General features: G+C 70.9%; 25 protein-coding genes, 1 tRNA gene and 2 pseudogenes. 12 read left to right on the top strand and 16 right to left on the bottom strand.

Features of this window, described 5'->3' with window-relative positions; genetic code table 11:
* Nucleotide 1: 1 nt before the first annotated feature.
* From ABZS71_RS27785 to ABZS71_RS27750, 8 genes are all read right to left on the bottom strand, one after another.
* Nucleotides 2–1,018 (bottom strand): beta-ketoacyl synthase N-terminal-like domain-containing protein, encoded by a 1,017-nt coding sequence (locus ABZS71_RS27785; RefSeq protein WP_356214483.1) that lies wholly within the window; start codon nucleotides 1,016–1,018, stop codon nucleotides 2–4.
* Nucleotides 1,018–2,241, bottom strand: a complete 1,224-nt coding sequence (locus ABZS71_RS27780; RefSeq protein ID WP_356214481.1) for a beta-ketoacyl-[acyl-carrier-protein] synthase family protein — start codon at nucleotides 2,239–2,241, stop codon at nucleotides 1,018–1,020. The genes ABZS71_RS27785 and ABZS71_RS27780 overlap by 1 nt, the downstream gene beginning before the upstream one ends.
* Nucleotides 2,241–3,233, bottom strand: a complete 993-nt coding sequence (locus ABZS71_RS27775) for a hypothetical protein (RefSeq protein ID WP_355855846.1) — start codon at nucleotides 3,231–3,233, stop codon at nucleotides 2,241–2,243. Before ABZS71_RS27775 ends, ABZS71_RS27780 begins: the two co-directional genes overlap by 1 nt.
* A complete protein-coding gene (locus ABZS71_RS27770; RefSeq protein WP_356214479.1) occupies nucleotides 3,233–4,333 on the bottom strand; it encodes a beta-ketoacyl synthase N-terminal-like domain-containing protein in 1,101 nt (366 codons plus the stop codon). Before ABZS71_RS27770 ends, ABZS71_RS27775 begins: the two co-directional genes overlap by 1 nt.
* Complete coding sequence (locus ABZS71_RS27765; RefSeq protein WP_356214477.1) at nucleotides 4,330–5,475, bottom strand: beta-ketoacyl synthase N-terminal-like domain-containing protein; 1,146 nt, start codon at nucleotides 5,473–5,475, stop codon at nucleotides 4,330–4,332. The genes ABZS71_RS27770 and ABZS71_RS27765 overlap by 4 nt, the downstream gene beginning before the upstream one ends.
* Nucleotides 5,472–6,707, bottom strand: coding sequence for a beta-ketoacyl-[acyl-carrier-protein] synthase family protein (locus ABZS71_RS27760; RefSeq protein ID WP_356214475.1), 1,236 nt, complete (start codon nucleotides 6,705–6,707; stop codon nucleotides 5,472–5,474). Before ABZS71_RS27760 ends, ABZS71_RS27765 begins: the two co-directional genes overlap by 4 nt.
* Before the next feature lie 48 nt (nucleotides 6,708–6,755).
* Complete coding sequence (locus ABZS71_RS27755) at nucleotides 6,756–7,007, bottom strand: acyl carrier protein (protein WP_355855833.1); 252 nt, start codon at nucleotides 7,005–7,007, stop codon at nucleotides 6,756–6,758.
* Nucleotides 7,008–7,273: 266 nt separating this feature from the next.
* Nucleotides 7,274–8,023, bottom strand: a complete 750-nt coding sequence (locus ABZS71_RS27750; RefSeq protein ID WP_356214473.1) for a LuxR C-terminal-related transcriptional regulator — start codon at nucleotides 8,021–8,023, stop codon at nucleotides 7,274–7,276.
* 341 nt (nucleotides 8,024–8,364) lie between these two features.
* Here ABZS71_RS27750 and ABZS71_RS27745 point away from each other — a divergent pair, with 341 nt between their 5' ends.
* The 4 genes from ABZS71_RS27745 (at nucleotide 8,365) to ABZS71_RS27730 (ending at nucleotide 13,272) form a co-directional block, all read left to right on the top strand.
* Nucleotides 8,365–9,930, top strand: a complete 1,566-nt coding sequence (locus ABZS71_RS27745; RefSeq protein ID WP_356214471.1) for an MFS transporter — start codon at nucleotides 8,365–8,367, stop codon at nucleotides 9,928–9,930.
* 74 nt (nucleotides 9,931–10,004) lie between these two features.
* Nucleotides 10,005–11,021: an alcohol dehydrogenase catalytic domain-containing protein gene (locus ABZS71_RS27740; RefSeq protein ID WP_356214469.1), complete on the top strand. Its 1,017-nt coding sequence runs from the start codon at nucleotides 10,005–10,007 to the stop codon at nucleotides 11,019–11,021.
* A 242-nt stretch (nucleotides 11,022–11,263) separates the two neighbouring features.
* Entirely contained in the window at nucleotides 11,264–12,046 is a 783-nt protein-coding gene (locus tag ABZS71_RS27735) for an LLM class F420-dependent oxidoreductase (RefSeq protein ID WP_356214467.1), read from the top strand.
* Nucleotides 12,043–13,272, top strand: a complete 1,230-nt coding sequence (locus ABZS71_RS27730; RefSeq protein WP_356214465.1) for an MFS transporter — start codon at nucleotides 12,043–12,045, stop codon at nucleotides 13,270–13,272. The genes ABZS71_RS27735 and ABZS71_RS27730 overlap by 4 nt, the downstream gene beginning before the upstream one ends.
* Before the next feature lie 483 nt (nucleotides 13,273–13,755).
* On the opposite strand, the gene ABZS71_RS27725 is transcribed toward ABZS71_RS27730, so the two are convergent.
* The 6 genes from ABZS71_RS27725 to ABZS71_RS27700 all read right to left on the bottom strand — a co-directional run bounded on the left by ABZS71_RS27725 (nucleotide 13,756) and on the right by ABZS71_RS27700 (nucleotide 18,815).
* Nucleotides 13,756–14,805: an ABC transporter substrate-binding protein gene (locus tag ABZS71_RS27725; protein ID WP_355855814.1), complete on the bottom strand. Its 1,050-nt coding sequence runs from the start codon at nucleotides 14,803–14,805 to the stop codon at nucleotides 13,756–13,758.
* Nucleotides 14,806–14,830: 25 nt separating this feature from the next.
* A complete protein-coding gene (locus ABZS71_RS27720; protein ID WP_355855894.1) occupies nucleotides 14,831–15,394 on the bottom strand; it encodes an ABC transporter permease subunit in 564 nt (187 codons plus the stop codon).
* Nucleotides 15,395–15,886: 492 nt separating this feature from the next.
* Nucleotides 15,887–16,732, bottom strand: a complete 846-nt coding sequence (locus tag ABZS71_RS27715; protein ID WP_355855811.1) for a DNA-binding response regulator — start codon at nucleotides 16,730–16,732, stop codon at nucleotides 15,887–15,889.
* Nucleotides 16,733–16,776: 44 nt separating this feature from the next.
* Nucleotides 16,777–17,571: a hypothetical protein gene (locus ABZS71_RS27710; protein WP_356214463.1), complete on the bottom strand. Its 795-nt coding sequence runs from the start codon at nucleotides 17,569–17,571 to the stop codon at nucleotides 16,777–16,779.
* Nucleotides 17,572–17,966: 395 nt separating this feature from the next.
* On the bottom strand, nucleotides 17,967–18,362 hold the full coding sequence (locus tag ABZS71_RS27705) for a hypothetical protein (protein WP_356214461.1): 396 nt from the start codon (nucleotides 18,360–18,362) through the stop codon (nucleotides 17,967–17,969).
* A 51-nt stretch (nucleotides 18,363–18,413) separates the two neighbouring features.
* Complete coding sequence (locus tag ABZS71_RS27700) at nucleotides 18,414–18,815, bottom strand: ATP-binding protein (protein WP_356214459.1); 402 nt, start codon at nucleotides 18,813–18,815, stop codon at nucleotides 18,414–18,416.
* Nucleotides 18,816–18,968: 153 nt separating this feature from the next.
* On the opposite strand from ABZS71_RS27700, the gene ABZS71_RS27695 reads away from it, so the two are divergent.
* Complete coding sequence (locus ABZS71_RS27695) at nucleotides 18,969–19,853, top strand: DUF5753 domain-containing protein (RefSeq protein ID WP_355855799.1); 885 nt, start codon at nucleotides 18,969–18,971, stop codon at nucleotides 19,851–19,853.
* Between the two features lie 17 nt (nucleotides 19,854–19,870).
* Nucleotides 19,871–20,086: a DUF397 domain-containing protein gene (locus ABZS71_RS27690; RefSeq protein WP_355855796.1), complete on the top strand. Its 216-nt coding sequence runs from the start codon at nucleotides 19,871–19,873 to the stop codon at nucleotides 20,084–20,086.
* Between the two features lie 48 nt (nucleotides 20,087–20,134).
* Here ABZS71_RS27690 and ABZS71_RS27685 read toward each other — a convergent pair whose 3' ends face one another.
* Nucleotides 20,135–20,728, bottom strand: a complete 594-nt coding sequence (locus ABZS71_RS27685; protein ID WP_356214457.1) for a lytic polysaccharide monooxygenase — start codon at nucleotides 20,726–20,728, stop codon at nucleotides 20,135–20,137.
* A 166-nt stretch (nucleotides 20,729–20,894) separates the two neighbouring features.
* Here ABZS71_RS27685 and ABZS71_RS27680 point away from each other — a divergent pair.
* Nucleotides 20,895–20,968 (top strand) — tRNA-Lys (locus ABZS71_RS27680).
* Nucleotides 20,969–21,026: 58 nt separating this feature from the next.
* Here ABZS71_RS27680 and ABZS71_RS27675 read toward each other — a convergent pair.
* Complete coding sequence (locus tag ABZS71_RS27675; RefSeq protein ID WP_356214455.1) at nucleotides 21,027–21,614, bottom strand: choice-of-anchor C family protein; 588 nt, start codon at nucleotides 21,612–21,614, stop codon at nucleotides 21,027–21,029.
* 436 nt (nucleotides 21,615–22,050) lie between these two features.
* On the opposite strand from ABZS71_RS27675, the pseudogene ABZS71_RS27670 reads away from it, so the two are divergent.
* From ABZS71_RS27670 to ABZS71_RS27650, 5 genes and pseudogenes are all read left to right on the top strand, one after another.
* Nucleotides 22,051–22,383, top strand: a pseudogene (locus ABZS71_RS27670) (Scr1 family TA system antitoxin-like transcriptional regulator); the annotation flags it as partial.
* A gap of 138 nt (nucleotides 22,384–22,521) precedes the next feature.
* On the top strand, nucleotides 22,522–22,698 hold the full coding sequence (locus ABZS71_RS27665) for a DUF397 domain-containing protein (RefSeq protein WP_356214501.1): 177 nt from the start codon (nucleotides 22,522–22,524) through the stop codon (nucleotides 22,696–22,698).
* Nucleotides 22,699–22,762: 64 nt separating this feature from the next.
* On the top strand, nucleotides 22,763–23,443 hold the full coding sequence (locus tag ABZS71_RS27660) for a FadR/GntR family transcriptional regulator (protein WP_355855784.1): 681 nt from the start codon (nucleotides 22,763–22,765) through the stop codon (nucleotides 23,441–23,443).
* Nucleotides 23,444–23,576: 133 nt separating this feature from the next.
* Nucleotides 23,577–24,730 (top strand): annotated as a pseudogene (locus ABZS71_RS27655) (hypothetical protein).
* Between the two features lie 3 nt (nucleotides 24,731–24,733).
* Nucleotides 24,734–26,701, top strand: a complete 1,968-nt coding sequence (locus tag ABZS71_RS27650) for a kelch motif-containing protein (protein ID WP_356214453.1) — start codon at nucleotides 24,734–24,736, stop codon at nucleotides 26,699–26,701.
* The last annotated feature ends 17 nt before the right edge of the window (nucleotides 26,702–26,718 follow it).

The raw sequence follows: 26,718 nt of genomic DNA, 5'->3' as shown, positions 1-26,718 counted from the left end.
CTCATCGGCCGCTCGCTTCCGCACCGTGGATACCGCCCGGGGTGACCAGGCAGACGGCGGTGTTCCCCTCGGCCGCCGCGGTGACGACGGCGTGTGCGTGGCCGGGCGGACCGTCCAGGGCGGCGGCGGCCCGCGCGACCGGCTCCAGAGCGCCCGCGCCGGCCGGGATCCGCTCGGTCTTCCCGTCGCTGAACGCCTTCCCGTCGCTGCACGCCTTCGCCTCGCCGAACGCCCGCTCGTCGCGGAACGTCTTCTCGTCCAGCGCCGCCGCGACCGCCTCGCCGATCGGGGAGCCGTCGAGCACGGCGGTGACGGTCAAGGGCGTGCCGGGCCGGTGGCCGAGGGCGTCGAGCGCGTCCCGGAGCAACGCGGCGGCCTGCTCGGCCCCGTGCTCCGAGGCGGCCACGCGGGGCGGCAGGAAGAACGAGCGGACGCCGAGGTGGCCGAGCGCCCGGCAGCCCCGGACAGCGACGGCTGCCGCGGGCTCCAGCACCAGGGCGACGGCACCGGCCTCCGAGCGCTCCGCCCCCGGCTCGTCCTCGGGCAGCGCCTCCTCGGTGGCCCCGGCCAGCAGCCAGCGGGCCCGCCCGGCGGCGACGGCGCGCTGCCCGGTCTGGAGCGCTTCGAGGCCCGCGACCCGGGGGCTGGTGAAGGTGAGGTTGAAGCCCTTGAGGTCGTGTTCGGTGGCCAGCCGGCTGCCGAAGAGATTGATCGAGAAGTACGGCGCGGTGACCGGGGACAGATCGTCGGCGCCGGTCCCGGTGACCGTACGGTCCATCGCATGGTGCAGGGCGACGGCCGCGCTGTTGGTGCCCACCGCCGCGGCGCGCTGCTCGGGCCCGACCGCCTCCAGGGTGTCGTGGCCGGTCGCGGCCAGCGCGCGCTTGGCCGCGGCCAGGAAGTACTGCGAGGCGGCGGGCAGATACTTGTAGCCGCGCCGGCCGAGCGCCGTACGGAAGTCGAAGCCGTCCGCGCTCACCGTACCGACGCCCGTCACCACCAGGTCCACACCGCTCATCAGGCAGCCTCCCCGAACACGAGCGAGATGTTGTTGCCGCCGAAGGCGTACGCGTTGACCAGCCCGTACCCGGCGGTCATCGGGGCGGACGCGAGCGGCAGCGACACCGGGCAGTCGGGGTCCCATGCCCCGACGGGCACATTGGGCGGCAGCGTCCTGTGGCGCAGCACCAGGACGGCGGCCAGCGCCGCGAACGCGCCCGCCGCGCCCCCGGTGTGCCCGATGAGCGCCTTGAGGCTGTAGAGGGGCGTACGGTCGGCCGACGCGCCCAGCACCGCGCCCAGGATCCGGCTCTCCACCACGTCGTTGAGCTCGGTGCCGGTGCCGTGCGGCAGCACGAACCCCAGCTCGTCGGGCGCGGCCCCGACGCCCGCCTCCCGCAGCGCCTCGCGCATCGCGCGCTCGATCTGCGCGCCGCCGGGCTCGGGGGCGGTCGCGTGGTAGGCGTCGCAGCTCCAGCCGGTGCCCGCGAGCCGCCCGTAGACCCTCCGCACGCCCCGCGCGCGGGCGTGCGCCGCGGACTCCAGGACGAGGACGGCGGCGCCCTCGCCGAAGACCGTGCCACGGCGCTCGGCGGCGAACGGACGGCAGCGCTCGGGGTCGATCGCGCCCATCCGGTTGAAGCAGGCGAGCGCGGTCCGGGAGTACGCCTCGGCACCGCCCGCGATGACCACGTCCGCCTCGCCCGAGCGGATCAGATCGGCGGCGACGGACAGCGCGTAGCCGCTCGCCGCGCAGGCGTTGCTGAGGCAGGTGTTGGGCCCCTGCGCGCCGAACCATGCGCCGACCGCCGAGGCCACCGGGAAGACGGGCGCCCAGCGGCCGGCCTTGGGGGCCTGACCGGTCCACCACCGCTCATGCAGTTCCGTGTCGCCCATACCGCTGCTGAGGGCGACGGCCACCCGGCGCGGATCGACGCGCGGGTCCGTGTCGGCCGGGCCCGCGTCGGCCGGTCCCGCGAGCCCCGCGTCCTCGACCGCCTCGCGCGCCGCCGCGAGCGCGAACCGCGAACCGCGCCCCAGCGGCAGCCCGTCCCGCTCCTCGGGCCCGGCCGGCAGATCGGCCTCGGGCACCAGATACATCCGCGGGTGGTCCATATGGGCGAGCGGGTCGGGGACGCGGGCCGGGACGGCGTCCGCCGTGTGCATGCCCCGCCAGAAGGCGTCTGTGCCCGACCCCAGCGGGGACAGCGCCCCGAGTCCGGTGACCAGTACGTCGTCCATCAGGTGCCGCTCGGCTTTCCGCCGAGCGCGTCCAGCACCCGGCGGTCGAAGGAGACCAGCCGCCAGTCGCGGCGGTTCTCGATCACCGCGTAGCCGTGGGTGATCCGGCCGGTGGCGGTGAGGGCGAGCCCGCCGTCGCGGACGACGTAACAGTCCATCCGGGCCGTATAGGTGAAGTCCTTGAAGATCTCCTCCACGGTGTAGACCGTGTAGAGGTCCTCTTCCATCAGCGCCTCGTCGACGACGCGTATCGAGGACCGCGGCACGACGGGTATCCATTTGCGGTCGTCCAGCAGGGTCTTGATGGAGATGCCGCGGTCGAGGACGAAGCGGTCCTTGGCCTCCTCCATCAGCCGCAGATAACCCGACATCTGGAGCCGCTCGGTGAAGTGGCAGTAGGGGTAGGGGATGTTCCACTTCCAGGCGTAGGCGTTACGGCCCTCGGTGAGCGCCGCCAGCACCGCCCGCTCGCCGCCGTCCGCCAAGGGCACCCGGATCGCCGTCTTCCCCTGCGCCCGCGCGTCGGCCCCCAGCCGGTCCACCGCATAGGGGGCGAACTCCGCGGGCGGACGGCCCGGCGCCTCCAGATAGCTGTCCGCGCGCAGCGAGACGCGCACGGTCGCGGTGACGGCCTTGAGGACGGAGTCGCCGCGCCCGACGCGGATGGTCACCCGGAAGCCGAGGGTGGTGTCGCCGTCGGCGGTGTCCGGCACCACCTCGGCCTCCGCCTCGTCGTCCATATGGAACGCGTGCAGGATCCGGCTGTCCAGGGCGACGATGTCCAGGCCGAGGCCGTGTTCCTCGTACAGCTGACGGGCGGGGGCCCCGCAGGCCGCGAAGTGGACCAGCACCGCCTCCTCGACCAGGTAGTTGACATGCTTGAACCCGATCCAGGTGCAGATGTTCGACCCCTCGTAGCGTGGGCGCAGCCGGACGGTCGTGGTGTCGGCCAGCAGGGTCTTGGCCGAGATCGGCGGGGCGGCGGCTGTCATCAGGGGCACTCCATCGCTGAGAGGGGGGCGTCCGGCCGGGGGCGCCGGCCGGTCGTGGGGCGCGGTGGCCCGGGATGCGGGCGCCGCTCGCCCGGTCCGCGCAGCAGCAGCCCGGCCACGGCGTCCCCGGTGTCGTCGCCGCTGGTGACCAGCGCCTCCCCGGACCCGGACCCTGCCGCCTCCCCGGCTCCGGCGGCGGACCCGGCCAGCCAGCCGACCGCCGCCGCGCACTGCAGTACGCCGAGGGCGCCGGAGGCCCGGCCGAACGCGGTGGTGAGGTCATACCGCGGCACGGTGTCCGGCACCGGTGCGCGGCCGCCGTCGGCGCCGCTCTCGTAGCGCTCGGGCGTGAACCAGACGCCCGGGGCGGCGGCGCCGGGACCGGGACACAGCGCCTCGACACACCCGGTGAGCCCCGCCCGCCGTTCGTACGGCCCCAGGACGGCGGCGGCCCGCGCCCCGCGGTCCTCCGCCCACCGGGCGCCCTCGACGACGAGGGCGGCCGCGCCGTCGAGCAGCTCGTCGGCCCGCCGGCCGAGCAGGTCTTCCACGACGGCGTTGTGCGTCTCGACGCCGATCACCAGCGCGCGGCGGACGCGGCCGGCCGCCACCAGCATCGCGCCCCAGTGGACGGCGTCCAGCCCGGACGTCGCCCCGTTGCACAGCATCAGATTGGGGCCCCGCAGACCATGGCGGATCGCCACCCAGGAGGCGATCACATTGCTGGAGGCGTTGGGCAGGCTCATGGGGCTCAGCCCCAGGGCCGACTCCTCGGCGATGGCGGCCGTGGTCAGACACGCCGTATCGAGGTTGCCGAGGTTGGAGCTGGCCACCACCCCGACGGTCTCGCCGGGCACCGTCAGCTCCTCGCCGTCGGCGGGGATCAGGGCAGCGTCCCGCAGCGCGTCGAGCGCGGCGCACAGCGCGAGCCGGCTCGCCCGGTCCTTGTAGCGGTGGCCGCGGCGGCCGATCCGGGCGGCCGTGTCGAACGGCTCGGCGGCGGAGCCGGTGGCGCCGCGCAGCAGCGCGCCGGGCGTGTCCGCACCGGGCAGGGCCAGCCCGACACCGGATATGACGACCACGCCAGGGCCTCGTGTCATCGGTCGGCCCTCTCCACGATGGCGACCGCGTTGACGCCGCCGAAGCCGAACGCGTCGATCTGCGCGACGCACAGGTCGGCCTGACCGTCACCGCGCTCGCGCACGAACCGGAAGGCCGCCGCCTCCGGCAGCGGGTCGGTCAGGCCCAGGGTCGGCGGCACCCGGCCGGACGCCAGGGACTTGAGCGCGACGATCAGGCTGAGGAGGCCGGAGCCGCCGGAGGTGTGGCCGGTCATGGACTTGATGGCGGTCATCAGCGGCCTGCGGACATCGGGGCCGAAGACCTCGGCGATGGCGGTCGCCTCCGCCGTGTCGTTGAGCTGGGTGCCGGTGCCGTGCAGCAGCAGCAGATCGATGTCACCCGGTTTGACGCCCGCCCGCCACTGCGCCTCGTGCACCGCCCGGGCGATGCCCTGGGCGTCGGGCGCGGTGACATGACGCGCGTCGCAGTTCATGCTGACGGCGCGAAGCCTGCCGAGTGCGCCGGGGCGCGTGCCGGGCTCCTCCCGGCGCAGTACGACGGCCGCCGCGCCGTCGCCCATCAGCACCCCGCGGCGCGAGCGGTCGAACGGCCGGACCCGGTCCGGCGGTTCGGCGTTCACCCGGTCCAGCAGCCCGTACATGGACTCGGTCAGGGTGTCGACACCGGCCACGACGACGGTGTCCTCGGCGCCACCGGCCAGCAGGTCGCTGCCGAGCGCCAGCGCGTAGAGCGAGGCCGAGCAGGCCCCGGCGAAGGTGTGGGTGCGGACCGCGCCGAAACGTCTCCGCAGTGCGGTGCCGAAGTGCAGCCGGCCGGCGTCGAAGGCGATGCCGTCGCGCCACGCGAGTTCGGCCGAGCGCAGCTCGCGCAGCCCGGTGCCCACGAGCACCGGCACCTCGCTGAGGTCCTCGCCGAGCCCGGCCTGGGCGGCGGCCTCCCCCACCGCGCGCAGCAGCCATTCCGTGGCCCGGCCGGGGATGTCGTGGCCCGGTGCGGGGCGGTCGTCGATCTCGTAGGCGTGGCGCGCCCGGTACCGCTCCGGGTCGAAGCCGCGCAGGGGGTTCAGTCCGCTGGTGCCGGCGCACAGGGCCCGGAAGACCTCGTCGACGCCCTCGCCCACGCTCGCCACGGCGCCCGCGCCGGTCACCAGCTGACTCATGACCAGTCCGCGCCGCGCTTGCCGAAGATAACGACGGCGTTGTTGCCGCCGAAGGCGAGGCCGTTGTTCTGGACGATCCGCAGATCGGCGTCCACGGCCTGATTGGGCACGCAGTCGAGCCCGCACTCGGGGTCGGTCTCGACATGGTTGATGGTGGGCGGGATGAAGCCTTCGGTGAGCGCGAGGGCGCAGGCGATGGAGGCCAGCGCCCCGGCGGCGCCCATGGAGTGGCCGATCATCGATTTGATGGAGACCGTGCGCGGCGGGGCCGCGTCCCCGAAGACCTGGCGGATGGCGCGGGCCTCGGTGATGTCGTTGGCCCTGGTGCCGGTGCCGTGCGCGGAGATGAAGTCGACCTCCTCCGCCTTGACCCGGGCGTTGTCGAGGGCGAGCCGCATACAGCGGGCCACGCTGTCCTGATCGGGGGCGACGGGGTGGTCCGCGTCGCAGTTGAGGCCGTAGCCGAGGACTTCGGCGTAGATACGGGCGCCCCGGGCCAGCGCCGACTCCAGGCTCTCCAGCACCAGCATGCCCGCGCCCTCGCCGGTGAGGATGCCCTTGCGGTCCTTGTCGAAGGGCTGGCAGCGCTCGGGCGCTATGGTGCCGAGGCGGTAGAAGCCGGTGAAGGTCTTACGGCACAGGGCGTCGGCGCCGCCGCACAACGCCACGTCCACGTCCCCGCCGCGGATGGCGTCGAAGCCGTAGCCGACCGCGTAGTTGCCGGCCGCACAGGCGGTGGGGAGGGTGACCGCCTCCACCCGGGTCAGCCCGAACTCCTGCGCGATCGCGGCCGACAGCCGCCCCGCGGGCACCCGGCGGGCGACGGCGGGCTCCATCAGCTCGGGCCCCAGATCCACTTCCACCTCGACCAGATGGTCCAGGTCTCCCGACTCCCCGTCGGTCGTGCCGACGGAGACGAGACAGGGGGCGTCGCGCAGCGCGCTCTCCTGGAAGCCGGCGTCGGCCACCGCCATCCGGGCCGCCGCCACCGAGAACTGGCTCGCCCGGCCCAGGCTCCGTAGCTCCAGATTCCGAATCCACCGCGCCGGGTCAAAATCCTTGACCTCGCACGCCATCGAGTGGTCGAAGCCCTCGGTGTCGAAGGCGGTGATCGGCCCCGCCGCGCTCTGCCCCGCGCGCAGCCCGGCGAGGAATTCCGCCGCGCCGATGCCTATGCCCGACACCACCCCGAGGCCCGTGACGACGACCCTGCGACCCGGCTCACCACGCATATCGCCCTGCCTTCCGAGGAGTACGAGGAGTACGCCGAGAGCTGCCCGTCACCAGCCTGCCGCGTCGGAAACCGCCTCGTAGACGCCTCGGAGGTGCACCATCCGGCTGAGCTCGGACTGGTCGATGACGACATTGAACGTTTTCTCCAAGGCCGCCAGAATTTCAATGGCCCGCAGTGAATCCGCGTCGTGCTCTTCCTTGAAGAGACTGGTCTCGCTGACCTCGTCGGGGTCGATCTCAAGGATATCCGTCACGATTTCCTTGATGGTTTCCCGACGCTCTTCGACGATGGCGGACATTACCGCGCACCTCCATTTTTGGCATGGGCAAAGCGGCGAAGCTGCCGTTGACGCTATGCGCCGGTTCCGGAGCCGACAACCCCAGAGTCCACTACCTGTCACACACCCCGTTCGCACAACCGATCAACAACCACGGCTGTCATAAAGCTGCAATGGACAGCCGCTTACCGAGGCGGCAGTGCATGGAATGTGCAGGAAGCTGCCAGGAAGACGGCAGGCGGACAACGCCGAGTCACCCGGAAACGGACTGCCCAGCCGTGCGGCGGCTACTCGGGATCGGCCTCCATGAGCCCGGCGCGCACGGCGCGCACTCCGGCCTGGAACCGGGATTCGACGTTCAGATCGCGCATGATGTCGGCTACATAGCGACGGTACGTACGCACCGAAAGGCCCAGTTTCCGGGCCGCCGCGTCGTCCTTGTAGCCCTCCGCCATCAGCGTCAGCACCTCACGCAGCACCCGGCCGCGCGCCCCGCCCTCGAAGGACAGCGGCCGCGTCGGGCGCTGCGCGGTGTCCCACATACCGCACAGCAGTCGGTGCAGCATGTCGGCCACGGTGGAGTTCTGGATCATCGAGGCGCGGGAGCCGCCGGGCTCGCCCGGCGAGGCGTCGGGCGCGATGACCGCCGCGCCGTCCACGACCACCAACTCCTGCCGCACCCCCTCGAAGACGCGTACTTCCAGCCGCGCCACCGCCCCCACCGAGCGCTGCCAGGCGGCCCCGCGGATCACTCGCGGCGGGCAGAGCATCCGGGTGCGCACCCCCTTGCCCGCGAGCTGGGCGAGCGTCTGCGCGATCAACCGGGCATGCTCCTCGCAGGTCACCTCGGGCAGGCTCCAGATCACATCCCGCTCGGCGCGCAGCACCAGCCGCGCCACCCATCCGGCCACCGCCTCGCCGGACACCGGCAGTTCGGCGGTCGCCGAGGCGAGCACGCTGCGCCGGTGATGGTGCACGGCGGACTCCAGGAGGCGTAACGCCTGCCCCAGAGCCTCCTCCAGATTGTCCGACCTCACGTCCGGCTCCTTGCGAACCGCTCCCCTCGCGCCCGCCTCCCCGTCGAAACCGTCAATAGGCGCACGGTCATTTGGTTGAATTCCGAAATGGCTCAAAGAACACCCCCGGCTGCCTTTACGGAACAGTAACGAGCCACCTGCCGGACGGCAAGGAAGATCGTTCCGAAGAGGACAGTTCTCGCCGTGAAATACACTCGCGCTCCGGCCGCCGAACAGCCCCGTGTCGCAAGGGGCTGCGCCTCGGCTCGACCGATTGGTAACTTCCTCTTGAGCCAGCAAGCCGTCCCTCGCCGTACGACGCGGACCCCCACACGCCCGTGGTCCCGAAAGGCGCCGCCCACATGGCCGCACAGAACACCGCGACGACCGATGCCACTCCGGCTGACCCCGCGCGGTCTCCGACCGGCCGTCAATGGCTCGCTCTCTCGGTGCTGGTCCTGTCCCAACTGGCGGTGTGGCTCGACAACACCGTGCTCAATGTCGCGCTCAAAACCCTGGCCGACCCCGACCGGGGGCTCGGCGCCACCCCCAACCAGCTCCAATGGAGCATCAGCTCCTACACGCTGGTCTTCGCCGTACTGCTGTTCACCGGCGGGGTGCTGGCCGACCGCTACGGCCACCGCCGGCTGCTGCTGACCGGCATGCTCGTCTTCGGCGCAGCCTCCGCCTGGGCCGGATACGCGGGTTCGGCCCCCGAACTCATCGTCGCCCGCGGGGTGATGGGCATCGGCAGTGCCCTGATCATGCCCGCGACCCTCGCACTGATCGCCCAGGTGTTCGACGAGCGGCATCGCGCGACCGCCATCGCCATCTGGTCGGGCTCCAGCGGAATCGCGATCGCGACCGGACCGATGCTCAGTGGAGCGCTGCTCGACCACTTCTGGTGGGGCTCGGTCTTCCTGGTCAATGTGCCGATCGTGGCGCTGTGCGTGGCCGGTTCGTTCGCCTTTCTGCCCGGTGTCGTCACCCGGGTGCGGCAGAAATTCGACCCGCTCGGTGTGGTGCTCTCCACCGCCGGTCTGTTCGCGATCGTCTGGGGCGTCATCGAGGGCGGCCATCGCAACGACTGGACGGATCCGGCCATTCTCGGCGCGCTCGCCGGCGGCGCGGCCCTCGTCGTGGTCTTCGTCCTCGTCGAGCTGCGCGTCGCCAACCCCAGCTTCGACGTCCGGCTGTTCCGCGACATCCGCTTCACCGGCGCCAGCGTGGCCGTCATGCTGACCTTCTTCGGGCTCAACGGCTCGATGTACTACACCAGCTTCTATCTGCAGGGGGTCCACGGCCAGACGCCGCTGGAGTGCGGGCTGTCCATCGCCCCGGTCGCCCTGGGCGTCCTGGTGGGCGCGCCGCTCTCGGCCAGGCTGGTCCGGGCCCACGGCGTACGCCGCGTCGTCACCGCCGCCATGCTGATCACCACGGTGGGCTTCTTCTGCTACGTCTTCCTCGACGAGCACAGCGGACTGCCGCTGTTCTGGGTCTTCCTCGTCCTCCAGGGGCTCGGCATGGGCGCCGCCGTCGCCCCCACCACCGAGGCCATCATGGCCGTCCTCCCCGCCGAGCGGACCGGCGCCGGCTCCGCCGTCAACAACGCGATGCGGCAGATCGGCGGCGTCCTCGGGGTGGCGGTCCTCGGCTCCGTCCTGGTCAGCGTCTACCGCGACCGGATCACGCCGAAGCTCGGCGGACTGCCCCCGCGCGCGGCCGACGCCGCCGAGGAGTCGCCCGAGGCCACCCGGCTGCTGAGCGCCAGGCTGCGGCTGCCGCGGCTGTCCGACGCCGCCGACCAGGGGTTCGTCCACGCCATGCGTGTCGCCTCCGTCGTCGGCGCGATCGCCGCCGCGGCCGGGGCCCTGATCATCTGGTGGACGTTCCGCCGGTCGTCCTCGAAGCCCGGCGCCGGCCTCTGATCCTTTCCTTGCCTCCGTCGGCGACCCGGCATAGCCTCCGGGCACAACGCCCGTCATTCGGAAGGCAGTTCCCGATGCGTACAGCTGTCATCACCGCGGCAGGCCAGGTCGAGACACGACGCATACCTGTGCCCGAGGTCGGCGACTCCGAGGTGCTCGTACGCATCGCGGCGTGCGGCATATGCACCATGGAGGCCAATCTGTACGCCGGGCGGATGACCGTCTACCCCGCCGCCGCCGGACACGAGATCTCCGGCTGGGTCGAGCGGATCGGCGCCAAGGCCGCCGAGCTGGAGGACATGCCCCCCGCCGGCTCCCTCGTCACCCTCGACGGACTCCCCCGCTGCGGCGCCTGCCGCAGCTGCCGCCGCGGCCAGTCCGCCATCTGCGTCTCGCTCCAGGGCCAGATGCGGGAGGACGGCGCGATCGCCATGGGCGCGGGACTGGCCGAATACATCACCCTCCCCGCCTCCCGGGTGTGGTCGGTCGGCGACACCGACCCCGCCGTGGCCGCCATGGGCGAGCCGCTCGCCTGCGTCGTCCACTCGCTGCGCCGCGGGGGCTTCCGCGCCGGGGACCGGGTCACCGTCATCGGCGCCGGATACATGGGCCATCTGCACCTGGCCGTCGCGGGGCATCTGCAGGCCCGTAGCGTCGCGGTCGTGGAGCGGGACGAGCAGCGGCTGGCCGCCATCGCCGCGGCCGGCGCCGACGCGGCCGTCACCCCCGAGAACGTCGCCGGCCTCCCCGCCGCGGACGTCGTCTTCGTGACCATCGCCTCCAAGGAGTCCATCGCCTCCGCGCTCTCCGCGGTCGCCGACGGCGGCACCGTCGTCCTCTTCGGCGGCGGCCCCGGCGGCCCGCCCGCCGAGGTGCCCGGCTACGAGGTGCACCGCCGCCAGCTGACCGTCACCGGCTCCTTCAGCCATGAGCCCGACGACTGGCGCGCCGCCGCCGAGCTGCTGCGCGGCGGGCAGCTGACGGGGCGGCTGGAGACGCTGATCACGGCGCGGTACGCGCTGGACGAGGTCGAGAAGGCGCTCAAGCAGGCCGCCGAAACCCCGGTGTACCGCGTCGTCGTCACCCCGTAGCCCCGCCCGGCGGCCCCTCCCCCGCCCCGCCCCGCCCCTTCCCGAGACCGCGGGCCCGGGACGCCCTCCCGGAGTGTCCTCGGATCAGCGGAACCAAGCCCTCCTGCCTTCGGCGATCGAGGAGCGGGGTCCGGGCAGAGCCCCGGCAGGCCCCGGCCCAGGGCGGAGCCCGCCGGGCTCCTGGAAGCGCCCCGGTTCCGAGGACGACCGGGGTGGGGAACCGACAACAGAAAGGACCACCCGTGTCCCTGCGCGTAGGCGTACAACTCCATCCGCAGCACACCGGCATCGCGGAGCTGCGCGCCGCGTGGCGCGAGGCCGACGCCCTCGGCGTCGACTCCCTGTGGACCTGGGACCACTTCCTCCCGCACACCGGCGATCCGGCCGGACGCCACTACGAGTGCTGGTCACTGCTGTCCGCGATGGCGGTCGAGACCCGGCAGGCCACCATCGGCCCGCTGGTCAGCTGCACCGCCTTCCGCAACCCCCACGTCCTGGCCGATGTGGCCCGCACCGTCGACCAGCTCAGCGGCGGACGACTGGTGCTGGGCCTGGGCGCGGGCTGGTTCGAGGCCGAGCACACCGCGTACGGCATCCCCTTCCCCGGACCGGCCGCGCGCATGGACGCCTTCGCCGCCTCGGTCACCGCCGTCAAGGAGCGGCTGGCCACGCTCAACCCCGGGCCCGCCGGGCCGCTTCCGCTGCTGATCGGCGGCGCCGGGCGGCGGCGCACCCTGGAGCTGGTTGCCCGCGAGGCCGACTGGTGGAACTGGTACGGCTGGGCCTCCCAGGACCCGGTGGCCGAGTTCCGCGAGCTGAACGGCGTGCTGGACCAGTGGTGCGAGCGAGTCGGCCGCGACCCCGGGCGGGTGGCCCGTACGGTCATGGTCAACGTGGACCAGCTGCCGCTGGTCGAGGGGTTCGCCGAGGCGGGTGCGGTCCATGTCGTGCTGTCCCTGCCCGCCCCGTACGACCTGCGGGCGGTCGAGGAGCTGCTCAAGGTGCGCGCCGCGCTCACCACATGACCCGCGGCGCACCTCTGGGGCGGCGCTTTTGCCTGCTCATGGGCGCCCTGCTGCTCTCCTGCCTCGGCAACGGCCTGTGCTTCCCGTTCACCTCGATCTACATCAGCCGGCTTCTGGGGCTCGGCTCCCGGGCCGCGGGCGGCTACTTCATTGCGATGGCCGCGGCCAGCTTCGCCGCCGCCCTGATCGGCGGTCCCCTGGCCGACCGCGGCGGCCCGCACCGGGTGGGCGCGCTGGGCGGCGCGGCGCTCGCGGCCGGGTACGCGCTGCTGGCGCCGGCCGACGGGGTGGCGCTGGTGCTGGTCTCGGGCGCGTGCGTCGGGATCGGCTTCGGGCTCTTCTACGCCTCGATCGTGGGCGTCGTCGACGCCGCCGTACCCGAGAGCGGACGCCGTACGGCCTTCTCCGTCCGCCATATCGTCAACAACGCGGGGATCGGCGTCGGCTCAGTCGTCGCGGGGCTCGCGCTGCACGGGGGCGACACCGCGGCCGAGACGCTGCGCCGGCTGTATCTGGCCAATGGGCTGGCGGCGGTCCCGCTGGTCGTGGTCATCCGGGCGCTACGCCCGCGTATCCAGCCCGAGCGGCGAAAGGCCGAAAACAGTGGCACGCCGAACGGGCCGACCTACCGGACGCTGCTGCGGGCGCGCCCCATGGCCCTGCTGATCCTCGCCCAGGCGCTCTTCGCGATCGTCGGCTTCACCCAGATCGAGGCGACCGTCCCCCTGCTGATGCATGACCATATGGCGGTCACGCTGGGGTGGGTGAGCGCGGTGGTGGCGTCCAACTCCTTCGCCCTGGTCGCCCTGCAGCCGCTGCTGCGGCGCCGGCTGGAGCGGCTGCCGGAGACCGTCTCCCTGGCCGCCGGTCCCGTCCTGTGGGCCGGGGCGTTCGGCTGCGGTCTCGGCGCCGCGCTGACCGGCCCGTCGGCCCCCGCGGCCGTGCGCTACGGGCTGCTCCTCGCCTTCGCGGTGGTCTTCGCGGCGGGCGAGCTGACGTACTCCTCGGCCTTCTATCCACTGCTGCTGCGCCGGTCGGGCGAGGCGGCCGTGGGCCGGGCGAGCGCCCTGGCGTCCCTGGCCTGGAACCTGGGCACGGCCTCGGGGCCGCCCATCGGGCTGTTCGTGGTCGCCCAGACGTCGGCGACGGGCAGCTGGGTCGCGCTCACCATCGGCGCCACGGTGGCCTTCGCCGTCGCCGCCGCGCTGCACCGCTCCTCTCTTTAGGGCTCGGTTCGCCTCCGGGGCGCTCAAGCCACTGTCGACGGTCGACCGTGCTCGGCCCCCCTTTTTTTCGGGGCTCGGTTCGCCTCCGGGGCGCTCAAGCCTCTGTCGACAGTCGACCGTGCTCGGCCCCCCTTTTTTCGGGGCTCGGTTCGCCTCCGGGGCGCTCAAGCCACTGTCGACAGTCGACCGTGCTCGGCCACTCGTTCCTCGCGGCCTGCGCGCGCTCTCCCTTACGACAGCGGCGCGCCCCTTCGGCTCACTCGCCGCCGGGCACCCCAAACCGATGGGAGCCCGAGGGGTCTCCGCGCGCCCTCCCTTACGACAGCGGCGCGCGCCTTCGGCTCGCCCCCAGCTACCGCTGGGAGGTGCCCCCAGCCGGAACACCGGCGCGGGGTCGAACGCACGGCTCGCCCCCAGCTACCGCTGGGAGGTGCCCCCAGCCAGGGGCGGCGGACGCCTGAGCGCCCGCCGCCGCGACCGGGGTCACGACCTCGGCAGGTAGCCGTTGTCGTAGGCGTCCTCAGGGGCGACGGTCTTCTCCAGCAGCCCCTGGTTGTACATGAAATCGGCCATCCGGGCCCAGGTCTGTGGGTCGTTCACGCCCACCTCGCCCTGATCGGTCTTGAGCAGCGGCGTCGTGGCCTTGAGCACCGCTCGTGCGTTCTCGCGCTGCTTGTCGCCGCGCAGCCCCGGCACATACTTCTCGCTGAGCTTGATGGCGTCGTCCGGGTGGTCCATCACATAGCGCAACCCGCGCAGCGAGGCGTCCACGAACTTCTTGATGTCGTCGCCGCGCTTGTCGAGCGTGTTCTCCTTGGCGCCCAGACCCACTCCCACCAGCGGATCTCCGGCGTCACCGGAGTCGAGCACGATGGACCGGACCTCCTTGCCGGCTTCCTTGAAGGAGATCGCGTCATTATTCAGATAGCCCATCACGCCCTCGACCTTGTTTCCGGTCAGGGCCGCCTGCTGGGTGAAGCCGATGTTCTGCACCTTGGCGTCCTTGGCGGAAAGTCCGCCCTCCTTGAGGAGCGCCAGCAAGCCGAAATAGGTCTCGCCAAAGGGACCGGGTGTGCCGATCTTTCGTCCCTTGAGGTCGGCCGGTTTCCGGATGTCGGAATCCTTCGGCACGATCAGGCCCACCGGGTATTTCTGGTAAAAGGTGGCGATGTCCACGACCGGCACATTCTTGGCGCGGGCCTGCAGCATCTCGTCGCCGCCCGCGTAGACCACATCTTCCTTGCCCGACTTGAGGGCTCCGAAGAGGTCTTCGGCCGCGCCGTGATGACGCAGGGTCACCTTCAGTCCGGCGTCCTTGTAGTACCCCTTTTCGGCCGCGGCATAGAATGGCGAGAACTGAATGTTGGGCGTGTACGTCAGCCCCACGGTGATGCTTTCGCCGCCCTTGCCTCCCGCGTCCTTCGGCTCCTCGGCGCATGAGGTCAGGGTGGTCAGTGCCACCACCGACGCGAGAGCCGCCCCCACGACCCGGTGTCTGCCAGCACGCCCCATGGACGTCTGCACGAATCGCACGTACTTCTCCTCTGAGTGAAAGATGTCAGTCGCGCTGAACGAGCCGCTCGACCAGGCGGATCACGCCGTAGAGGCCGGCGGCGAGAAGGGCGAGCATGACGAGCGTCGAGAACAGCCCGATGGTGTCGGCTTCCTGGCGCTGCACCGACAGCAGCTGCCCCAGTCCTTCGCCGCCCATCACGAACTCGCCGACGACCGCGCCGGTGATGGAGAGCGTGAGGCCGTTGCGCACCCCCGCGAGGACGCTGGGCAGGGCGAGCGGAAGCTCGATGTACCAGAGCATCCCCCACCACCCCACGCCGTCCACCCGCGCGGCCCCCATCACATCCGGATCCAGTGAACGCAGACCCAGCACGGTGTTGACGAGAATGGGGAAAAAGACCAGCAGCGCGCACAGCACCGCGATCGGCAGCAGCCCGTATCCGAGCCACAGGGCCAGCAGCGGGGCCAGCGCCACCGCGGGCACGGCCTGCGAGGCGGCCACATACGGCTGGAGCGCCGCGGCCGCCAGGTCGCTGCGGGCGATCAGATATCCGAGCGGCAGCGCCACCCCGATCCCCATGCCGCCGCCCGCCATGGCTTCCCACACCGTCTGCTTCGTGTACTCCACGAGGTCACCGTGGAGCAACTCATCGGTGAAATGCCGCGCCAAGTCGACCGGAGCCGGCAGATAGAACTCCGCGACGGCTCCGGTCCGGGTGACGATGTCCCAGACGGCAAGCAGCAGCAGACCGAATGCGAGCGGCGGAGTGACGGCGCGCAGCCATCTCGGACTTTTGCCGTTCTCGCTCTTGTCGGCGGTCTTTCGCGCAGGTCCCAGCCGGGGTGAATGCGACGGTGCCGTGCCCGGCCCGCCGTCCGCCACCGCCGTGGCGGTCGCGCCCCTTCCATACCCCTCGATCATCCCCAAATCCCCTTGCATTACCGGCTGTTGCCAGTTCGCGGCACGCCCGCGTTGCAACCTATCGCCAGCACGCTCCGGATCACAATGTCGATCGGGAAAACGAAATTATCACCTCGCTGGATTTCCACGTTTACGCGCGGGCGGGGGCGCATGGTTGGTGCGGGCGGCCGCCGGCCGTCAGCGGTCGCCGAGGATGCCGAGCTCGGTGGCGCGTACGCCCGCCTGGAAGCGGGAGTTCGCCTCCAGCAGTTCCAGGATTCCGGTCACATAGCGGCGGTACGTACGGACCGAGATCGCCAGATCGCGGGCCGCCGCCTCATCGGTGACCCCGTCCCGCAGCCGGGCCAGCACCCGGCGCACCATCTCGGTGCGGGCGCGGTTGCCGAAGTCGAGCGGACGGGCGGCGGGCACCGCGCCGCCCCAGATGGAGCCGAACATGCCGTGCAGCGAGGAGACCACCACCCGGTCCTGGACGACCGAGGTCTGCCGCCCCTGCGTCGTCTCCGTGCACACCAGCGCGGTCCGGCCGTCGGCGATCACCACCGTGGGCAGCGGCACGGCCGCGATCCGCACCTGCGGAAGGTCCGGGGCGGGGGGCGTGGCGGGGGTCCGCGCTCCGGCTGCTGCGGCCGCCGGCCCCGGGATGGGCATGGGCGCGGGCCCCGGCGGGGGCACTGCGGCGGGGGCCGGGCCGGGTCTGCCGCGCAGCACCCGCACCCGGACGCCGTCGTCGAGATCCTCCAGCAGCGCGGCCAGCGCCGCGTGCGCCGCCGCCATCCGGGCCGAGGGCTCCGGGAACACGGCGTCCACGCTGTGCCCCGCCTGGCTGATCACCTGCTCGGCGGCGGCCAGGAACGCGGCGTCCTCCCTCCCCACCTCGGTGAACTGCGCGTTCCGCGAGCGGCGGGCGCGGTGCTGGACCACGGTGGACTCGATGAGGGCGCGCACCTCCCGCAAGGTGTGGTCCAGCGCGTCACCCGTGGGCGCTGCCTTCGGCACCGGATCGCGGCCGCGGTCGTCCATGTCCCCATTCCTGCCCCGTGACGCAGTCCACGTCTCGAGCGCCGTCAGTGACCGCCGGACAGCAGCCCCATTTCCACTGCCCGTACCCCGGCCTGGAACCGGGAGTTGGCCCCCAGCCCCCGCATGATCTCCGCGACATAACGGCGGTAGGTGCGCAGGGAGACCTGCATATCGCGCGCCGCGACCTCATCGGTGTGGCCGGTGCGCAGACATTCCAGAATCCGCCGGGCCGACTCCGGGCACAGCCGCCCGCCCAGCCGCGGATATTCCGCGAGCGCCACGGCGTTCCCCCAGGCCCCGGCGAACATCAGCTCCAGGGCCCGCACCGTGGCGGGGTCCTCGACCAGCGACGCCTGCCGGCCGCCCCGCACCGGGTCCGGCTGCCCGTTCGTCACATAGACGATCTGGCCGTCGACCATCAGCGCCTCGGGTAACCCGCCGTCGCAGACCCGGGCCTCGCAGCGCGGATCGGTGCGCGCGAGCGTCCGTATCCCGCCCGCGGCCGCCGCCCGCTCCATGCACAGCAGCCGGACGGCGACGCCCCGGCGGCCGCCCTTGACCCGGCGGCCGAGCGCCGCGCACACGGCCCGCGTCTGCTCCTCGCCGCCCGACAGGATCACGCTCACGGTCCGTTCGGCGCCGTCGATCAGGGTGTCGACGACCTCCGCGAGCGGCACCTTCCCCAGAGCCGTCCCCGCCCAGGAGTCCTGGGTCAGCTCCCGCCGGTGTCTGGTGACCGTCGACTCGATCAGGTCACGTGCCGCCAGGAGCGCACGCTCGACGTAGTCGATGGCCGCTGCCGAGGGAGCGGCCGCGCTCTCAGGAGAAAGCTCGGACATCCTGACAAGACCAACCATGACTTCCCCTGCAGGGCGACAGTGACCTAGTTTTTCAAATACCGGCCTGGTTCTCGTCATGTCACTGCCTCACTCTGCGCGGGCAGCATGGTGCGAAATCCCTGACGACAGTAATTCGCGCACAGCGACGACGTCAACGCGCGGCGTGAGGTAAAGAGTTGGCCAAACGCCGCATGTCAGGGCGCGACGGGCCGTCGTACCGCCGGTACGCCGGGTGCGTGTGTCAGCAAGTTACGGGAGCACGCACCGTAGATCCCCCGTGCGGACACGGAGCGCGACGGAGCGACTACACCCGACGACAGCCCGTGCACGGCGGTGTCCGGTAGCTGCCAAGCCCTCTACTCCCTCTGCCCGGAGGTGGTGCCACCGGCGCGCGGTCACTGCGGACCGAAGCTCATCGGCCCATGGAAGTCCCGGCCCTGGATGACCGGGCCGGTGATCCGGGCGTCGCCGGAGACGGAGTTGTGCACGGCGCCCGCCTCTGGTGCCGCACCGCCGTGCTCGCGCATCCACGCGGCGAGATCGCGGCCGAACTCCGGGTCCTGCCGGGCCCGTTCGGCCAGCAGCTCGGCCAGCTGACGCAGCCGCTGGGGGTCGTCGTACGGAACGGTGACCGGCTCGGGCCCGCCGGCCGGGCCGCCGTCACCCCGCCGCAGCACTCTGCGGGCCAGCGCGCCGAGCGACTCCACCGCCCGCCGTCCGGCCTCTCCCCCGGCTCCCGAGACCGCCGCGTTGACCGCCGCGATCACCGCCCCCGCCGTCACCGGATCCATGGCCCCTCTCCCGTCCGTCGACCGACCGCTCCACGCTACCGGCGGCCCGGGTCACGGTTCCACCGCTTCGGCGTGGAGGGTGAACCAGACCGTCTTGCCGGTCGGCGTGAGGTCCGTGCCCCACTCATGGGCCGTCTTGCTGAGCAGGAACATCCCGCGGCCGCTCTCGGAGAGGAAGTCGGGCTCCTTGGCCACCGGCAGCGCGGACTCGGTGTCGCTGACCGCCGCGTATATCCCGTACCGAAGGTTCTCCAGGGTCAGCACACACTCGGGAGAGGCCGTGTGCTTATGGACGTTGGACAGCAGCTCGGTGACGCACATCCCCGCGGCGGTGATCAACTCCCCGCGCCCCCACAGCCGTAACCGCGCGCCGACGGCGCGGCGTACCTCGGCGAGTGTCTGCGGATGGACATGGAGGCGCAGTTCGTATCGCTGCGGGATGTTCTCAGCCATATGGTCCGGGGCCCCTCCAAAGCACGGCGCACTGCCGTGTCGCCTCAGCGATCCTGGCTGATGTGCGTGCTACTCGCAATGTTTCGACCCAGTCGGGAAAGACTGGCATATGCCGCCTGGTAGGCGTAGTTGGCGATACGACAGACTGGCGACATGTCCTACCAGCCAGTGCCCACCGTTCGGCGCAGGCGCCTGGGGTCCACGCTGCGCAGGCTGCGCACCGAAGCGGGGATGACGCTGGACGCGGCGGCCGAAGCCCTGAACGCTGCCGGGAACGGATCCTCGGACACCCGCCGCTGGACCGCGCCGAAGCTCTCCCGGATCGAGAACGCCAACGCGACGATCCGCATCACCGAGGTCGAGCCCCTGCTGCGGGCCTACCGGATCACCGACGGCGACATCCGTATCGCGCTGGAGGGCCTGGCCAAGGACGCGGGCAAACGCGGCTGGTGGCAGACCTACCGTGGCGTCGTCGGCCCCGCCTACGCCGACTACATCTCGCTGGAGTCCGACGCCGACTCCGTCCGCGACTACGCCCCGCTGGTCGTCCCCGGACTGCTACAGACGCCCGACTACGCACGCGAGACGATCGCCGCCAACGCCGTGGCCCGCAGCGCCGCGGAGGTCGACGCCCTCGCCGAGGTGCGCCTCGCCCGCCAGGCCGTCCTCACCCGCCCGGCCGCCCCGCTGAAGCTGTGGGCCGTGATCCACGAGGCGGCGCTGCGCCGCCGGTTCGCCGGCCGCCCGGCCATCATGACCGCGCAGCTGCGGCGGCTGCTGGCCGTGACGGAGTGGCCGACGGTGACGCTCCAGGTGATGCCGATCGACGCGGCGCCCAACCCCGGGGACGCGGGCGCGTTCACAGTCGTGGGTTTCCCGGGTCCGATGCCGGATGTGGTCACCCAGGAGAACCTGCGCGGCCCCCTATACGTCGAAGGAGTCGATGACGTGAACGTCTTCGCCGACGCCTTCGGCCATATCGTGGACAGCGCGCTGTCGACGGATGCGACGAAGGCCCTCATCGCTGGTCTCGTATGAGAAAGAGGGCCCCACATATGAACACCTCTGACACCACCGGGAACCACCACCGACGACCGCACTGGCGCAAGTCCTCGTACTCCGTGGGCGAGGGACAGTGCGTGGAGGTCGCCGCCTCGGCCGGCCTCGTCCGCCTGCGCGAGAGCGACGACCCCGATGTCGTCCTCACCACCGGCCCGGCGGTCCTGGCCGCCTTCCTCCGGAGCGTGAAGGCGGGCGCGTTCGACGCGTGACGTACGTCGGTGCGGTGCCGTCCCGGGACGGCACCGCACCCACCGGCGTCAGAACTGGACGTCCGAACAGGCGTAGAAGGCATTCGAGGTGTCCGCGATGGTCCACACGGCGAGGATCAGATGCCTGCCGGTCTTCCCGCCCGGGATGGTGCCCGTGTGGGAGAGCGTGGACGGCGGACGCTGACCGTTGTAGGGGACGGTCAGGAAGGGCTGGGAATCCAGGCTCGCACGGGTCAGCTTCTGGCTCGGGCTCCAGCCGTTCTTGGTGATGTAGTACCTGAAGTCCGTGGTCGCGTGCGAGGCGGTGAAGCGCCAGTTGAAGGTGTAGCTCTGCCCGCCGGTGACCTTCGTCGCGGGCCACTGCCCACCCCTGGGGTCGTCGAGCTGGGCGAACCGGCTGTTGCCGCCCGCGCAGATCGTCCCGTCCGCGGGCCCGCCCGACGGGAACCCCTTGGGCCCCTCGACGCTCTGCGGCTCGTACTGGATGTCGCCGCAGCCGGTCACGGTGCCGTTGGCACACAGCTTCTGGCGGCTGATGGGCGAGTCGGTGTAGCCGTGGCTGGAGGCGCTGCCGCCGGTCGCGAGGACGGAGACCGCCGCGAGACCGATGCCGATGACAGCAGCGCTGATCTTCTTGCGCATGCTTCGCTCCTGAAGACGTGGGGAGTGCTTCGATGAGCCGTGCACTGCGGTCTAGACCAACTCGAGAGTAGCCAGCACGGTTAGTCATGTCCATACCAATGGACCGGGCTCCCGGGCGCCGGTCCGGAGCACCTTTCGAGGTCGGGTAAGATTCATCCGTCAGCAGGCGCCGCTAGCTCAGTTGGTTAGAGCAGCTGACTCTTAATCAGCGGGTCCGGGGTTCGAGTCCCTGGCGGCGCACAAAAAGCGAGCCCCGGCGCAGTTGCGCCGGGGCTCGCTTTCTGCTTTATGCCTATGGTCAGCAGGAGGGACACGGTGTGCAGTCGCGCACCATGACGTCGTCGATGACCGGTCCGGCGGCAGTGTTGGTGGTACTGGCGAACGCCAGGGTCGTGGAGGTGCCGGTGGCAACGAAGGTCGCCTCCCGGGTCACATAGCCCATGTTCGTCGTCGACTTGCCCGTGGTGTCGAAGGTGAAGTCCTGGAAGTTCTGCCCGTTGACCAGGACCTTCCCGGTCTTCACGGCCGGACCGCCCCCAGGGTTACCGGCGAGGGAGTACGTCACCGTGTACTTCTTCCCCGGAACCGTCGTAAAGGTCTGGGCCACGGTTCCCGCGCCCTGGCCGCTGAGGTCGACGGACTGGTCACCCTCGGCAGCCTGCCAGTACCCGGCCCCGATCAGGTCGACGCTCCCGGCCGTGACCTTCCACGGGCCGATGGAGCCCCCCGTCACCACCGTCTGGAACGAGTTGGCCGACACCGTGGGCGTCTCGAAGCTGCCGTCGTCGAAGCGGCTGACGGCGGCAGCTGCCGCGGCACCGATACCGGTGCCGGCAAGGGCACCGGCGGCGGCGACGGCCACGAGAAAGGTACGAATGAGCGACATGTTCCCCTCCTGAATGAAAGATGCGCATGGGTCCGGATTGACCCGCTGATGAATTTCCCGCATCCCGGGCGGACCGCCAAGGCCGAGCCCCCGGCGTATCGTGGCGCGGTACGGGCCACTTGACTTCGGCGCGCCGGGCGGCCGATCCAACCGCCCCTCCCCTTCGAGCAGGACTCAAGCCCTGGGCGCCTTTGAGCATGGGTCCGGGGCCGGGGCCCGGCACCGTCGCCGTCCTCCGGGCCGGCGGAGAGGCACCCCTCCGAAAAACGCTTGATCTAGCGCAACTAATTTGTCAAACGTATTCAAGGAGGCACCCACCTCCCGCCGTCCGGATCGGTCCAAGCCCCCGATCACAGGAGCCGCCGCCACGCCCACCCCCACCAGCCCGGCAGCCGGCGACGCGGCCCCGGCCCGGCACCCCCGGCCCCATGCTCAAATGCGCCGAAGGCGCGAAACGAAAGCCGCACCCGGCCACGGCCCAGCTCCCGGAAAGCTCGCCGCCCGCCCCGGTGGCAGCCCGCCTGGCCAGGCAACGGCTGTTTTCAGAACGGCCGAACACCTCGTTCTGCTTCCTCCTCGAACAGGCTCTGCTGGGAAGGCACTTCGGGGGCTCGCGGTCACAACGGCACTTCTCGACCACATGCTTGAGCAGCAGAAGCGCCGCAACGTGGAGATCCAAGTCATGCCGCTGCGGCAGGAGGATCACTTCGGCTTCGAGGGGCCCATGTACCTCGCCGAAACGGTTGACACGCAGTGGATCGGCTACATCGAAGGACACGAGAACAGCCTGCTGATCACTGACTCGAAGGACGCCAGTGCCATGCTTCAGCGCTATGGGCAGGATGCGCTCACAGGCTCTGAGCCCACAGGACACCACGAGCCTGCTGGAGCAGATGCAAGGAGCGCTATGAGCAGCAGGGAACTCCACTGGTTCAAGAGCAGCTACAGCGGCGGCGGGGGCGACAACCGCGTCGAGGTCGCGATACGCCCCGGCACCGTCCACATCCGCGACTCCAAGGACCCCCAGACCGGCCAACTGACCGTCTCACCCGAAGCCTGGTCCGCCTTCATCGCACGCCTCTGATCACCGCGCCGCTGCCGCTAAGCTGTTCGGATCGGAGGTGGCGGTGGCGGCGCACACGGGTGGAATGGCGAGCGACATCCAGGAACGCATCAAGCGGCTGATCGTCGACCGGCGGCTTCCGTCGGGGGCCCCGCTGCCCACCGAGACCGAGTTGATGGAGCTGCTCGGCGTCAGCCGTAACTCCGTGCGCGAGGCGCTCAAGGCGCTGCAGGCGATGGGGATCGTGGTGATCCGGCATGGCTTCGGCACGTATGTCGGGCCCATGTCGATGGCGCCGATGATCGAGGGGCTGATCTTCCGCACCGTCGCCGGGCACTACCGCGGCGAGGACAGCCTGCTGGAGCTGCTGGAGCTGCGCGAGGCCGTGGAGACCGGGCTGATCGCCCGGCTGGCCGGGCGGATACCGGAGGCCGATCTCGCCGAGCTGGACGCGATCGTCCGGCGGATGGAGGCGGAGGCGGCCGAGGGTTCTGTGCGGGCCGAGACCGACCGGGCGTTTCATGCCGCGCTCTATGGAAGTCTGGACAATTCGCTGCTGAGCGAGGTTCTGGAGGCGTTCTGGGACGCCTTCCACCGGGTGCGTACGGATCTCGTCGACATCCCCACCGATCCGAAGGTCACGTGCAAGCAGCACCGGCAGATTCTGGAGTCCGTGCGCTCGGGCGACGCCCTGCGGGCAGAGGAAGCCATCCGCGACCACTTCGGGAACATCCGCATCCGGCTGCGCTCCCCGCACCACGAGTAGGCCGATCCCACGTCCCGTCGATCCGGAACGTAGCCGTTCTATGTCCGGATGATCCGCTGCCTCCACTATCGTTCCTATACGGCCGCGTGAGGGCCCGGGGGGGCGACAGGACTTGAACGGCACGCAGCCGGCCTTGCGTGCGCCCAGGATCGGCACGAGTCCCGGCGGCGGCCCCTGCCGACGTACGACTACGAGCACTACAGCAGGCTCGCCGGACCGCTCACCCAGCCCGATCCGACACACGCCTACCGGGTGCGCTACCGCAGCCTGCTCGCCGACGAGCCGCACCGCGTGCGCGCGGCGCTGCTGCTCGGCGCCGCGCCGCTGGTCTCGCTGGGGCCGCTGGTATGGCTGATGCAGCCCGCGCACTGGACCAGCCGGGAGGGGGCCGGCCCGGTCATGGCCGTCATAGATGTGGTCATGCTGGTCTCGATAGGGCTGATCGAGTTGTTCCGCACGATGAACGTCGCGTCCAACGCGCATGCGACGCTCGTCGCCCGCGACCCCGTCCCCGTCGTGCCCGAGGCCGGCACCACGGTCGCCTTCATCACCACCTTCGTGCCCGGCAAGGAGCCGCTGGGGATGGTCAGGAAGACCTTGGAGGCCGCGCCGCGGTCAGAGTGCGGCACCGCGGGGTGCTGCATGTCTGGTTGCTGGACGAGGGGGACGACCCGGAGGTCAGGGAGGCGACGTACTCGCGGTCGGCGAGGGGCCAAGCGCCTGGACCGACTTCCTCACCCAGCGGCTGCGCTGGTCCCGTGGCACCTACGAGACGGTCCTCAAGCAGTTCTGGAGGGCGCCCCTGTCGCTGCCGCCGGGCAAGCTCTTCAACTCCACGCTGATGGGGACCTTCTATCCGATGTAGGCGCTCAACTGGATCCTGGCCGCGCTGAGCTGCGCGCTCTTCCTGGGGTTCGGGGCCTCCGGCATCCAGTCGACCCGGCCATCTGGATGATGCTCTACGGCAATGCCTCCGCGCTCGCCGCGCCCGTGTACGCCCGCTCGCTGTGCGATGCCCCGCTGCGGCGCGGGAGCCGCTTCGTGGTGACTCCCGAGGGAGACTCATCGAGCCCCGACACCCTCTTGGGTACGTTCCGGATCCACCTTTTCTTCCTGGCGGTCTTCGGCGGGTCGCTCGCCTCTTCCTTCTACTTCGGCCACAGTCATCCAGCGATGACCGTTTGGGCATCACTTGCCCTGGCTGTCACAGCCGCGCCGATCATCGCCTGGCGGTGGACCGTCCGCCAGGAGAAACGGAACCCGCAGCCCGCCCTTGGGGGACGATAAGAAGTGAAGTACCGACCGAGTCGCCGCACCCGCCGCTTCGGGATCGGTGCGGCGTCTGTGATTGTGCTGGCCGGGATGAACGGCCCGGCTCTCTACCGCTTCAGTTCGAAGCAGTACCACGCGTACAAGATCGATCAACCGGAGTACAAGGCCGAGAACGGCCACTGGGATGTGGTGAACGTCCCCGAGCGCTACCGGATCAATACGATCCACGCCGCCCTGCTGCACACCGGGAAGGTGCTGCTGGTGGCCGGCTCCGGGAACAACGCCAAGAATTTCGCCGCCAAGTCCTTCCGCAGCGTTCTGTGGGACCCGCGGAAGAACACGTACAAGAACATCCCCACCCCCAAGGACCTCTTCTGCGCCGGGCACACCCAACTCCCCGACGGAAAGCTGCTGGTGGCGGGCGGCACCCAGCGCTACGAAAGACTCAAGGGCGATGTCGAGAAGGCGGGCGGACTGATGTTCGTCCACAACGAGAACCCCGACAAGCCGAAGACCTTCCCCGCCGGCACCCGCTTCACCGGCAAGGAGAGCGGCAAGAGCTTCGAGTCCAAGGACCCGGTCCTGGTCCCGCGCGCCAAGAAGACCAAGAACGGCAAGAGCGACAAGATCAGCGTCAGCGCCAGCACGGCACGGGTCTACGTCGAGGCACTGCGCAAGGGCAAGAAGTACCAGACCGGGACCGAGGACAATTACCGGATCGCCGGGCTGAAGGGCAAGGACCGGCAGAACTTCTACGGCATCGCGCAGAAGCTCTCGTTCGACAAGAAGGACTTCCAGGGCATCAAGGAAGCCTATGAATTCGACCCGGTGGCCGAGCGCTATCTCACGGTCGACCCGATGAACGAGGCCCGCTGGTATCCGACCCTGACCACCCTCCAGGACGGCAAGGTGCTCTCGGTCTCCGGTCTCGATGAGATCGGTCAGGTCGTGCCGGGGAAGAACGAGATCTACGACCCGAAGACGAACACGTGGACGTACCTGCCCAAGCGGCGGTTCTTCCCGACGTACCCCGCGCTCTTCCTCACCGAGAAGGGCCGGATCTTCTACACCGGCTCCAACGCCGGATACGGGCCCGACGACAAGGGCCGCACCCCCGGTGTCTGGGATCTGAAGAGCAACAGGTTCGATGTGGTGCCCGGCATCAGCGACCCGGGCGTCCTGGAGACGTCGATGTCCGTACTGCTGCCCCCGGCGCAGGACCAGCGGTACATGGTGCTCGGCGGCGGCGGGGTCGGCGAGGACTCCACCTCCACCGCCAGGACCCGGATCGTCGATCTGCACGACGCCGAGCCGCGCTTCGAGAACGGCCCCGATCTGTACGCGAAGGTCCGCTATCCGAGCAGCGTCATCCTGCCCGACGACACCATCCTGACCACCAACGGCTCAGGCGACTACCGCGGGCGCGGCGCCAGCAATGTCCTCAAGGCCGAGCTCTACGACCCGAGGACCAACACCGCACGCCCGGTCGCCGACCCGCTGGTGGGCCGCAACTACCACTCCGGCGCGCTGCTGCTGCCGGACGGCCGGGTCATGACCTTCGGTTCCGACTCGCTCTTCAGCGACAAGGCCAACACCAGGCCGGGCGAGTTCCAGCAGCAGATCGATCTCTACACGCCGCCGTATCTCCACCGCGGCTCCCGGCCGCAGCTGGATGACATCGCGCCCAGGACCGTGAAGCGCGGCGCGGAGGCCGCGTACCGGACCTCCTATGCGGCGGCGATCAGGAAGGTGCGGCTGATCCGGCCCGGCTCCTTCACCCATGTGACCAATGTCGAGCAGCGGTCGATCGCGCTGGACTTCACCCGGACCAAGGACGGGACCGGCATCACGGTGACCGTGCCCAAGGACTCGTCGCTGGTGCCGCCCGGCTGGTACATGCTCAACGTGGTGGACGAGCGGGGCACGCCGTCGGAGGCGGTATGGGTGAAGGTGCCCGCCGGAGCGGACACCCCCGCCAAGGACTGAGGCCATTCGACGTCACG

Origin of the sequence: Streptomyces sp. NPDC005393 (genome assembly GCF_040606675.1) — a bacterium.
In the GTDB taxonomy this organism is placed as follows: domain Bacteria; phylum Actinomycetota; class Actinomycetes; order Streptomycetales; family Streptomycetaceae; genus Streptomyces.
This window is presented reverse-complemented; position numbering and strand designations above follow the sequence as displayed.

What these genes read in the sequence shown, in the direction of transcription:
- ABZS71_RS27765 (WP_356214477.1), bottom strand. Translation starts at nt 5,475, where the DNA reads ATGAGTCAGCTGGTGACCGGCGCGGGCGCCGTGGCGAGCGTGGGCGAG.
- ABZS71_RS27695 (WP_355855799.1), top strand. Translation starts at nt 18,969, where the DNA reads ATGTCCTACCAGCCAGTGCCCACCGTTCGGCGCAGGCGCCTGGGGTCC.
- ABZS71_RS27675 (WP_356214455.1), bottom strand. Translation starts at nt 21,614, where the DNA reads ATGTCGCTCATTCGTACCTTTCTCGTGGCCGTCGCCGCCGCCGGTGCC.
- ABZS71_RS27740 (WP_356214469.1), top strand. Translation starts at nt 10,005, where the DNA reads ATGCGTACAGCTGTCATCACCGCGGCAGGCCAGGTCGAGACACGACGC.
- ABZS71_RS27770 (WP_356214479.1), bottom strand. Translation starts at nt 4,333, where the DNA reads ATGACACGAGGCCCTGGCGTGGTCGTCATATCCGGTGTCGGGCTGGCC.
- ABZS71_RS27705 (WP_356214461.1), bottom strand. Translation starts at nt 18,362, where the DNA reads ATGGATCCGGTGACGGCGGGGGCGGTGATCGCGGCGGTCAACGCGGCG.
- ABZS71_RS27775 (WP_355855846.1), bottom strand. Translation starts at nt 3,233, where the DNA reads ATGACAGCCGCCGCCCCGCCGATCTCGGCCAAGACCCTGCTGGCCGAC.
- ABZS71_RS27755 (WP_355855833.1), bottom strand. Translation starts at nt 7,007, where the DNA reads ATGTCCGCCATCGTCGAAGAGCGTCGGGAAACCATCAAGGAAATCGTG.
- ABZS71_RS27660 (WP_355855784.1), top strand. Translation starts at nt 22,763, where the DNA reads ATGGCGAGCGACATCCAGGAACGCATCAAGCGGCTGATCGTCGACCGG.
- ABZS71_RS27665 (WP_356214501.1), top strand. Translation starts at nt 22,522, where the DNA reads ATGAGCAGCAGGGAACTCCACTGGTTCAAGAGCAGCTACAGCGGCGGC.
- ABZS71_RS27780 (WP_356214481.1), bottom strand. Translation starts at nt 2,241, where the DNA reads ATGGACGACGTACTGGTCACCGGACTCGGGGCGCTGTCCCCGCTGGGG.
- ABZS71_RS27785 (WP_356214483.1), bottom strand. Translation starts at nt 1,018, where the DNA reads ATGAGCGGTGTGGACCTGGTGGTGACGGGCGTCGGTACGGTGAGCGCG.
- ABZS71_RS27685 (WP_356214457.1), bottom strand. Translation starts at nt 20,728, where the DNA reads ATGCGCAAGAAGATCAGCGCTGCTGTCATCGGCATCGGTCTCGCGGCG.
- ABZS71_RS27730 (WP_356214465.1), top strand. Translation starts at nt 12,043, where the DNA reads ATGACCCGCGGCGCACCTCTGGGGCGGCGCTTTTGCCTGCTCATGGGC.
- ABZS71_RS27745 (WP_356214471.1), top strand. Translation starts at nt 8,365, where the DNA reads ATGGCCGCACAGAACACCGCGACGACCGATGCCACTCCGGCTGACCCC.
- ABZS71_RS27715 (WP_355855811.1), bottom strand. Translation starts at nt 16,732, where the DNA reads ATGGACGACCGCGGCCGCGATCCGGTGCCGAAGGCAGCGCCCACGGGT.
- ABZS71_RS27700 (WP_356214459.1), bottom strand. Translation starts at nt 18,815, where the DNA reads ATGGCTGAGAACATCCCGCAGCGATACGAACTGCGCCTCCATGTCCAT.
- ABZS71_RS27690 (WP_355855796.1), top strand. Translation starts at nt 19,871, where the DNA reads ATGAACACCTCTGACACCACCGGGAACCACCACCGACGACCGCACTGG.
- ABZS71_RS27760 (WP_356214475.1), bottom strand. Translation starts at nt 6,707, where the DNA reads ATGCGTGGTGAGCCGGGTCGCAGGGTCGTCGTCACGGGCCTCGGGGTG.
- ABZS71_RS27710 (WP_356214463.1), bottom strand. Translation starts at nt 17,571, where the DNA reads ATGTCCGAGCTTTCTCCTGAGAGCGCGGCCGCTCCCTCGGCAGCGGCC.